Origin of the sequence: Mycobacterium colombiense, from assembly GCF_003284975.1 — a bacterium.
Classification (GTDB): Bacteria; Actinomycetota; Actinomycetes; order Mycobacteriales; family Mycobacteriaceae; genus Mycobacterium; species Mycobacterium europaeum_A.
Genome location: NZ_QMEU01000144.1, coordinates 1 through 9271, shown reverse-complemented (window position 1 = coordinate 9271; position 9271 = coordinate 1). Strand labels below are relative to the sequence as shown.

The 9271-nt window shown below is 67.7% G+C and carries 11 protein-coding genes; 7 read left to right on the top strand and 4 right to left on the bottom strand.

Annotated features, from left to right (window positions below; translation table 11 throughout):
• From DQP58_RS24560 to DQP58_RS24550, 3 genes are all read right to left on the bottom strand, one after another.
• Positions 1-532, bottom strand: a 532-nt coding sequence (locus tag DQP58_RS24560) for a wax ester/triacylglycerol synthase family O-acyltransferase (protein WP_240630112.1), incomplete at its 3' end; no start/stop codon positions are given.
• Positions 533-743: 211 nt separating this feature from the next.
• Entirely contained in the window at positions 744-1172 is a 429-nt protein-coding gene (locus DQP58_RS24555; RefSeq protein ID WP_112710717.1) for a DoxX family protein, read from the bottom strand.
• 80 nt (positions 1173-1252) lie between these two features.
• A complete protein-coding gene (locus tag DQP58_RS24550; RefSeq protein WP_112710719.1) occupies positions 1253-1693 on the bottom strand; it encodes a nuclear transport factor 2 family protein in 441 nt (146 codons plus the stop codon).
• A gap of 148 nt (positions 1694-1841) precedes the next feature.
• On the opposite strand from DQP58_RS24550, the gene mbp1 reads away from it, so the two are divergent.
• The 5 genes from mbp1 (at position 1842) to DQP58_RS24525 (ending at position 6598) form a co-directional block, all read left to right on the top strand.
• On the top strand, positions 1842-2075 hold the full coding sequence (gene mbp1, locus DQP58_RS24545; protein WP_112710720.1) for a microaggregate-binding protein 1: 234 nt from the start codon (positions 1842-1844) through the stop codon (positions 2073-2075).
• Between the two features lie 97 nt (positions 2076-2172).
• On the top strand, positions 2173-2598 hold the full coding sequence (locus DQP58_RS24540) for a PPOX class F420-dependent oxidoreductase (protein ID WP_112710716.1): 426 nt from the start codon (positions 2173-2175) through the stop codon (positions 2596-2598).
• A 52-nt stretch (positions 2599-2650) separates the two neighbouring features.
• Positions 2651-4882, top strand: coding sequence for a molybdopterin-dependent oxidoreductase (locus DQP58_RS24535; RefSeq protein ID WP_112710715.1), 2232 nt, complete (start codon positions 2651-2653; stop codon positions 4880-4882).
• Positions 4883-5060: 178 nt separating this feature from the next.
• Entirely contained in the window at positions 5061-6083 is a 1023-nt protein-coding gene (locus DQP58_RS24530; RefSeq protein ID WP_240630110.1) for a type III polyketide synthase, read from the top strand.
• A 14-nt stretch (positions 6084-6097) separates the two neighbouring features.
• On the top strand, positions 6098-6598 hold the full coding sequence (locus DQP58_RS24525; protein ID WP_112710718.1) for an isoprenylcysteine carboxyl methyltransferase family protein: 501 nt from the start codon (positions 6098-6100) through the stop codon (positions 6596-6598).
• Here the strand turns inward: DQP58_RS24525 and DQP58_RS24520 are convergent, their stop codons facing one another.
• Positions 6599-7444 (bottom strand): SDR family NAD(P)-dependent oxidoreductase, encoded by an 846-nt coding sequence (locus tag DQP58_RS24520; protein WP_112710713.1) that lies wholly within the window; start codon positions 7442-7444, stop codon positions 6599-6601.
• A gap of 207 nt (positions 7445-7651) precedes the next feature.
• Between DQP58_RS24520 and DQP58_RS24515 the strand changes: the two genes are divergently transcribed.
• Positions 7652-8695: an alpha/beta hydrolase gene (locus DQP58_RS24515; protein ID WP_112710712.1), complete on the top strand. Its 1044-nt coding sequence runs from the start codon at positions 7652-7654 to the stop codon at positions 8693-8695.
• A gap of 161 nt (positions 8696-8856) precedes the next feature.
• The coding region (locus DQP58_RS24510; RefSeq protein ID WP_240630108.1) for an FHA domain-containing protein at positions 8857-9271 on the top strand (415 nt) is incomplete at its 3' end.

Below are 9271 nucleotides of genomic sequence, written 5' to 3'. Positions count from 1 at the left end.
GTAGTGGATTGGCCGCGTCGGCGCGCTCGGCCGGTTCCGGTGGCGGGGCGTCGGGCACCGTGCTGCACAGCTGCGAGAGCAGGTGGGCGCCGCCCACGCCGTCGACCACCGCGTGGTGGACCTTGAGGACGACGGACAGCGCGTCCGTGCCGTGCAGGCCTTCGATCACCCACATCTCCCACAGCGGCCGGTCGCGATCGAGCGGCAGGCCGGCGATGTGGCCGCAGATGTCCGCTAATTCCTTCGGACCTCCCGGCGACGGCAGGGCGACGCGGTGCAGGTGGCGAGCCGGGTCGAACCGGTCGTCGTCGACCCACACGGGGTGGTCGAAGTTCAGTTGGTTGTCGGCCAGCTTGAGGCGGAATTCGGGCACCGCATCAAGCCGCTCGCACAGCGCGGCACGGAAGCGATCAAAGGTATAGCCGCCGGGCATCGTCGAGGGGTCCAACTCCAGCACGCAGCAAACATTCAAGGGCTGCGTCGGCGATTCCAGGTGCAGAAAGAACGCGTCCAATCCGCTGAGTCGTTGCATAGTTGCTCGTCTCGGTTGTGCGGCCATGACCGCTGGTCACCTGACCCGCGGTCATCCCGAAGCTCCGCAAGCGTGCCCCATCCGGAGACCGCAATCTTTTGAGGTGTGACTCCTATGTGTAGCCGTCGAGGGGCGTTGGGCAAACATTTCGTCAAGACAGTTAACGAAATCGCCGCGCCGCGGCCACCCCAGCGTGCCAGCGTCGTGGAGGTTATGCGCTGGTTGACCGGCGGCCCGCGAGCAGGTGGTCGACGGAGTAGCGGTTGTGCCCGCGGAACGCAATCACGCCGACGAGAAAGAGCGCGTGCACGAGTTGGTCGCCGATCACGTTGAAGTGCTCGATCGACGTGGCGCCCAGGACCAGAACGACCATCACCAGTGCGCCGGCGATGGCGGCCGTCCGGGTCAGCACGCCGCCCAGCAACAGCGTTCCGATGGTCAGTTCCGCGAACGGCAGCGCGTAACCGCATGCCGAGACCGCGACGGCGGGCAGCATCGACTTCGTGAACTCTCCCATCAGCTGGGCGTGAAACGCGGCCAGCTTCGGCAACCGGACCAAACCGTGGCCGAACAGACTGGCCCCGATGGTCAGCCGAACCAGCAGGTAGGCCACGGCCCGGTCGGTGTCGGATGTCCCCATGGTCGATCCTTTCTCGGTGGTCGCGGCGCGGAACCGTCTCGCGAACAACGGGTTTCGCGGGGCCGGCGATCGCGGTGTCGCTAGGGCCGGCGGGCCATGGCGGAGTCGGGAGCCGCCCAGTCGGTCGAGACCTTGCGGTGCTTGATCAGCCAGGCGTCACCGTCGGGAACCAGGATGTCGCGGTATCGGCCGTAGTGGTCCAGGCCGATGTGGGTGACCACGGTGAAGTAGCAGTCGACCCCGGCCCGGTCTGGTGTCACCTCCGTGAACAACACGTTCGCGACGTTATGGCGCACAATCGGTTTGACGTCGGCGTCGATGGCGATCCTGCCGGTGACGCCGCCCAGGAAGGCCGCGATGTCCGACCGCCCGTGCAGTGGCTCGAAACCCCGGATCTCGAGGACGCCGTCGGCGCAGAACGTCGCCGCCAGGTCGTCGAGGCGGCCGGCGTCGCCGGACCAGTTGTAGCGCGCCAAAGTATCCCGAATCCGCTCGCGGACGACCAGTTCCCACATCTGCACCGTCACGACTCCTCGCCCCGCCGACCCTGCTGGGTCAACAGCGTAGGCGTATTGCATGGTCTGGCCGAAGTTTCGAGAATCCGCCGGTTGGGCAATAAGGGAGTCGATTGCACGACACGGGCGCGTGCACGCCATGGAGGGAGAACGCATGTCGGACAAGAGTGGTCCCGCGGAAGCCGTCGAGGGCATCGTCGAGGGCGTCAAGGGCAAGGTCAAAGAAGTCGCCGGCGCGCTCGCGGGTCGTGACGACCTGAGGCGCGAGGGCCAGGCCCAGCAGGACAAGGCCGACGCGCAGCGCGAGGCGGCCCAGAAAGAGGCCGAGGCCGAGAGCGCCCGCAAGGCCGCCGATATCAACGAGGCCCGGCAAAAAGCCGAACAATAGCGACGTGTGAGGGTGGCCCGGTCACAGGCGTGGCCGGGCCGCCGGGTGTGAGCAGCCGATTGGGAATGAAACGCCGCGCCTGGCTGTAGAACCACGCATGAAGCTCAACGATGCCGCGCGCGGCCTCATCGGCAAAGGGGCCGACGCCACCCTGGTCACGATCAATCCCGATGGCAGCCCCCAGGTGAGCGTGGTCTGGGTCGCGCTGCGCTCGACACCGGACGGCGACGAACTCGTCAGCGCCCACCTTTCGGAACACAAGAAGGTCCGCAACGTGCGCAGGGATCCCCGGGTGGCCGTGACGATCGTGTCGCTGGACGGCGGGGGGCAGGGGATGCGGCCGTATTTGTCCATCGCGGGAACCGCCCGGATCACCGAGGGCGGCGCCCCCGAACTGCTGACGGAGCTCAACCCGGTGCTGGGTGATCCGAAAGCGAAGTTCCCGCCGGACAACGCGCCGCCCGGCTACCTCACCCACATCCGCATCGACCGGGTCGGTGGCATCGGGCCCTGGGCGGCCTGACCCCGACATTTCTCCACTTCCGCTACCCGCGGTAGCGGAATACAGTGGGTGGATGAAACCCGGCGAGGACGGTATCCACCTGCGCACGTGTCCGTTGTGTGAAGCCATGTGCGGCTTGGCGATTCACGTCAAGGACGGCCGCGTCACCGGCATTCGCGGCAACCGTGACGACGTGTGGAGCCGCGGACATCTGTGCCCGAAGGGCACCTCGCTTGCGGCGCTGCACGACGATCCGGACCGCATCCGCGCGCCGATGATCAAGGTCGACGGCCAGTGGCGGGAGGTCAGCTGGGACGCGGCGTTTCGCCGTTGCACCGAGTTGCTGACCCCGGTGATCGAGAAGTACGGCATCGGCGCGGTGACCGCCTACACCGGCAACCCGCTGGCGCACTCGTTCTCACTGGCCCGCTATGCGGGCGTGCTGATGGGGATGTCGGGCATGCCGGTCACGTATTCGCCGGGGACGGTGGACCAATGGCCGAAGAACCTGTCGTCGCATCTGATGTACGGGCTGTGGTGGAACTTCCCGGTGCCCGACATCGAACGCACCGACCTGCTGGTGATCATGGGCGCCAACCCGGCGGCATCGCAGGGTTCGCTGTTGGCCGCACCCAACGTGATGGGCCTGATCGACGGGATTCGCAAGCGCGGCAAGGTGATTGTGATCGACCCGGTGCGCACCCTGACCGCCGCGCGCGCCGACGAGTGGCTGCCCATCGTGCCCGGAACCGACGCGGCGCTGTTGCTGGCCGTCGCGCACACGCTCTTCGACGAGGGGCTGATCAATCCCGGTCCCCATGTCGACGGTGTCGACACCATGCGGGCGGCCGCGGCGGAGTGGCCGCCGGAGCGGGTCAGTGCCGTCACGGGCATCGACGAGGACCGCATCCGCCGGCTGGCCCGCGAGCTCGCGGGCACGAAGAGATCGGTGGTCTATGGCCGAATCGGCCTGTGCAACCAGGAGTTCGGCAGCCTCGCCAGCTGGCTGGTCGACGTCATCAACATTCTCACCGGCCATTTCGACACCCCGGGCGGGGCGATGTTCCCCACGCCGGCGGCCTGGTCCATCACCGCCGCACCGCTGCCCGGATTGGAAGACGGCGCTCCGGAATTCGGTCGCTGGCGCACCCGGGTGCGTGGCGCGAAGGAGGTGCTCGGTCAGGCGCCGGTGTCGTGCATGGCGGAGGAGATCGCCACACCGGGCGATGGGCAGCTCAAGGCGTTGATCACGGTGGCGGGCAATCCGGTGTTGTCCACCCCCGCCGGCGACAAGCTCGACGAAGTGCTGCCGATGCTGGAAGCGATGATCTCCGTTGATCTTTGGCTCAACGAGACGACGCGGCACGCCGACGTGATCCTGCCCGGGCTGTCCCCGCTCGAGCAGCCGCACCACGACGACCTGATCCTGCTCTTCGCCATCCACAGCATCGCGAATTATTCGGCCCCGGTGTTCGATCCGGGCGATCGCCCGCATGAGTGGGAGATCTTGATCCGGCTGACCGGCCTGTGCACCGGAACCCCCGCCGAGGCCGTGGACGTCGCGGCGATCGACGACGGCTTCTTCGATTACCTGGCCTTCACCCGCGGGCTCGACGGGGCACAGATCCGCAGGCTCTACGAGCGCGGGGGACCGGAGCGAATGCTGGACCTCACCCTGCGAACGGGGCCGTTCGGCGACCAGTACGGCAAGAATCCGGGCGGGCTCACGCTGGACATGCTCAAGGCCAACCCGAACGGGATCGACTTCGGCCCCATGGTGCCGCAGCTGCCCGACCTGCTCGCCACCTCCGACAAGAAGATCCGCCTCGCCCCGCAATACCTGCTCGACGACCTGCCGCGACTGGCCGCCCGCATGCAGCGGCCAGCCGAACCGCTCGTCCTGGTGAGTCGGCGCCACCTCCGATCGAACAACACCTGGCTACACAACGTGCCGGCGCTGATGAAGGGAAAGGACCGGTGCACGTTGCTGATCCACCCCGACGACGCGGCCCGGTGCGGCATCGCCGGCAGCGACATCGTGACGGTGAAATCGGAGGCCGGTGAGATCACGGTGCCCGTCGAGGTCACGGACTCCATCAAGCCCGGTGTCGTGTCGATGCCGCACGGCTGGGGGCACGGCAAGCCGGGCACCCGGATGTCGGTGGCCAACAGCGCGCCCGGCGCGAACACCAATGTGCTCTCCCCGCCGACGTTCATCGACGAGCCCTCCGGCAACGGGGTGCTCAACGGCATCCCGGTCACGATCCTCGACGATCCAGCGCGATTCCGGCCCGCGCCAACCTGATCGTCTCCTGGTTAACGGGGGATGTCGCGCTGTGGTTCACCTCACCCCAGCACCGATGTGATGAACCATATGCGGGGTGTGCGTCGTCCGCATAGGCATGACTGTAACAACGTATTCCACTTCCGCACATCGAGACGCGGGCCGAGGGTGTGGCGCTCCCCGGATCGCCGGTACCGCGGTGGCTTTCACGCCGCACCGGTACAACCAAGACGAGGTGGCGCGCGAACTCACCGAGTTCACCGATCCGGCATTCGTGCGCTTCGCCCAGACCGCCGGCGTCGATCAGCGCAGCCTTGCGCTGCCGCTGTCGCGATATCCGCGCCTGAGCGGATTCACCGAGGCCAACGACGCCTACCTCGAAGTCGCCGTCAATCTCGGTGAGCGGGCGGTCAATTCGGCGCTCGAGGACGCCGGGGTGGCAGCTGACGAGGTCGACGCCATCGTGGTGGTCTCCAGCACTGGAATCGCCGTGCCCACCATCGACGCACGACTGATGACGCGAATCGGGCTGCGGCCCGACGTCAAACGCGTCCCGCTGTTCGGGCTCGGCTGCGTGGCCGGCGCCGCGGGCATGGCGCGCGTGCACGACTACCTGCACGGTTACCCCGGCCACGTGGCGGTGCTGCTGTCGGTCGAACTGTGCTCGCTCACCCTGCAGCGCGACGACACCTCGATCCCCGCCCTCATCGGCGTCTCGCTGTTCGGCGACGGCGCCGCCGCCGTCGTCGTGACCGGGGGAGACCGAATTCCCTTGGCGGACAGCGCTACCAGTCCGCGCATCCTGGCGACCCACAGCCGCCTCATCCCGGATTCCGTTGACGTGATGGGCTGGAACGTCGGTTCGAGCGGGTTCCAGCTGGTGATGTCGCGTGAGGTCCCGAAAATGGCCGACGACTACCTGCGCGGCGAGGTCGACGCGTTTCTGGGCGGCCACGGCCTGACCGTCGCCGACATCTCGGCGTGGGTCTGCCATCCCGGTGGTCCGAAGGTCATCGAATCGATCGAGAATGCGGTCGGCCTGCCCGCCGAAGCGCTGGCGCACAGCCGAAACTCCATGCGCGAGAACGGAAATGTATCCTCCGTCTCGGTGCTGGACGTGCTGCGTCGCACCGTCGCCGAGCCGCCGGCCGACGGCGCCTTCGGGGTGATGTTGGCGATGGGCCCGGGCTTTTGCTTCGAACTCCTTCTGCTGCAGTGGTGACGGGGGGCATCGGGATGTACTACCTGTTCATTCTCGCCATCGGCGCCGAACGTCTGGCCGAGTTGGCGGTCGCCCGGCGAAACGCCAGATGGTCGATGACCCACGGCGGCAAGGAGTTCGGGCGCGATCACTACCCGGCGATGGTCAGCATGCATGCCCTGCTGCTGATTTCGTGCGTCGTCGAGACCTGGAGCTTGGGCCGGCCGTTCATTTGGTGGCTGGGCTGGCCGATGCTGGCCGTCGTCGCGCTCAGCACGGCCATCCGCTGGAGCTGCGTCAGCGTGCTCGGCAAGCACTGGAATCCGAGGCTGATCGTCATCCCGGACGCGCCGTTGATTTCCCGCGGGCCGTACCGCTGGATGCGCCACCCCAACTACGCGGCGGTCGCCGCCGAGGTGGCCGCGCTGCCGCTGGTGCATTCGGCGTGGCTGACCGCGATCGTGTTCAGCGCGGCCAACGCCGCGGTGCTGAGCGTGCGCATCCGCGCGGAGAACGCCGCGCTGGGCTATATCTGATCACGGGGCGATGGGCCGATTGGTCCACTGCCGGTCGGGGCGGCGCGCCGAGCGGAACCATCCGCCGGCCGCGCCGGTGCCGCCGTCGGTGGGGATGGTGTGGCCGGTGACGAACGCCGAAAGGTCGGAGGCCAGGAACAGGATCGCCCGGGCTTGGTCCTCGGGCTGGCCCATCCGCCCGACCGGCACCCACTGCGGCCACCGCGCCTGCTCCTCGGCCGAAAGCCATTGCGAATACGGCACTTGCAGGGACTCGGTGACGTCGGGGGCGATCGCGTTGACCCGCACCCCGTCGTTACCGACCTGGACGGCCAGGCTGCGGGTGAAAGCGATGACGGCGGCCTTGAAAGCGGCATAAACCGGATCCTCCGGATAGCCGCGCAACCCCTCGACCGAGGAGACGTTCACGATCGCGCCGGTGTGCCGCTGCACCATGGCCGGCAGGAACGCGTGGCTGACCAGGAAAACGTGGTGCAGGTTGATTCGGTAGAGGTCGTCCCACAGCTGCGGGTCGGTGTCGGGGAAGCTCCCGGGATGCCGCAGCCAGTGCCCCACGTTGTTGACCAGCACATCGACCCGGCCGAACCGATCGAGGACCACCCGGGCCAAGCGGGTTACCTGGTCGGGGTCACGAACGTCTGTGCGAAGCGCCAGGGCCGAGCCACCGGATTCGCTGATCGAGACGGCCGTCGCGTCGGCCAGCCTGGCGTCGACGTCGGCGATCACCACGTTCGCGCCGTGCTCTGCGAACAACCGAGCGGTCGCCGCGCCGATGCCTCCCGCGCCGCCCGTCACGACCGCGACCCGGCCGGCCAGCAACGGATCGGGACGCTTAGCGTGTGTCATCGGTCATATCTTCGGGCATCCGATGGGGCGGGCTACAGCCGGTCCGGCCGGATCGAGCCCGCGCGAGAACCACGAGAAACTTAGACCAGTGGTACCCATCTTCCCGCACAGCAAACGTGACGTAGCCGACAATATCGTCCGTTCTTTTCCAGTTAACCTCGGCGTGGCGGCGGGTATCCGAACCTCCACTTAGGAGGTTGAGACCCAATGGTGAGTGCAACCGGCCCGGCCCACGTACTGCCGAGCGTGGCGATCACGCGGCGCGTCCACCGTCGCCACAGCCCGCAGTCGGTCGCGGTGGGACTCGCCAGCCGCCTGATCGTCAAGAACACCATCCGCGCCTGGGCCATGACGCCCAACCTGCGGTGGCCGTTCGAGTACGTCGACGGCGTCGCGGGGCTGGTCCCGCGCATCGGGTCCGGCACGAAAATCGACTCGGTTCGGCTGGACAACTGTGCCGCCGAATGGGTTCGCGCGCCCGGCGTATCGGGGGAGCGGGCGATCCTGTACTTGCACGGTGGTGCCTTCCTCACCTGCGGCCTCAACACCCATCGCTCGATGGTGGCCCGCCTGTCGAAGGCGGCCGATGCCGCCGTGTTGACCGTCGCCTACCGGAAGCTGCCCACCCACCAGATCACCGATGCCATCGACGACGGGATCAGCGGCCTGCGCTGGCTGCAGGATCGCGGCTTCGACGGCGACCAGATCGTGGTGGCCGGCGACTCGGCCGGCGGCTACCTGGCGTTCATGACCACCCTGCTGGCGATCAGTGACGACATCATGGAGCCGGCCGGCGTGGCGACCATCTCGCCGTTCACCGACGCGGACCCGGTGCGCAAGCTCAAGCACCGCAACGCGCGCAAGTGCTCCATGTTCACCCGCCGGGCGTTCTCGATGTTCGCTCAATACCTCAGCAAGGCACAGGTTTTGGAAGGCCGGGGTGACAACACCGTCGCGTCGCCGGTGGACGCCGACCTGTCCTCGATGCCGCCGGTCACCATTCACGCCAGCTCGGACGAATTGTTGCTCGCCGACGCCGAATTGATGGCGAAACGCCTGGAAGCCAGCGGAATCCACTGCGATCTACACCTGTGGGAAGGGCAGATACACGACTTCCCGATCGCGGCCGACGTCTTGCCCGAGGGCCGGTGGGCCCTCAAGTACATCGGCGATTTCGTCAAGGACGTCACCGCCGCACGTGCCAAGATTCCCAGCGTACGCAGCCTGCGCAACGCCGCGGTTGCGGGTTGAAGGCTACGAAAGTAATTGCGCCGCAAGCCGTTTCGTCCGTCGTCCGCGATCGGTGGCTGCGGCGGGTCTGCACGGTTGCGCCCGCCGGGAGCGCGTGCGAAACGGTGCCCGGCGGTGAACTCGGGGGATAAGCCCCGCCGCTGCCGTTACAGTTGGTCCCGATGAGCCCACCAGCACCGCCCGCGCTGACCGTGCGGTATGAGGGAGCCGAGCGCACCTTCGCGCCGGGCAACGACGTCGTGATCGGGCGTGACCTGCGCGCGGACGTCCGCGTCGCCCACCCCCTGATCTCCCGCAACCACCTGATCGTGCGATACGAGCAGGGCCGCTGGATCGCCATCGACAACGGCAGCCTCAACGGCCTTTACGTGCACAACCGCCGCGTCCCGGTCGTCGACATCCAGGACGGCCTGCGGGTCAACGTCGGCAACCCGGACGGCCCGACGCTGACCTTCGAGGTCGGCCGTCATCAGGGTTCGGCCGGGCGGCCGCCCCTGACCACGTCGATACCGATCGTCAGCGACCCCAGCGAACCGCTGGCGCGTGCTGCGCACAGCCAGCCGCTCGGCACACCGG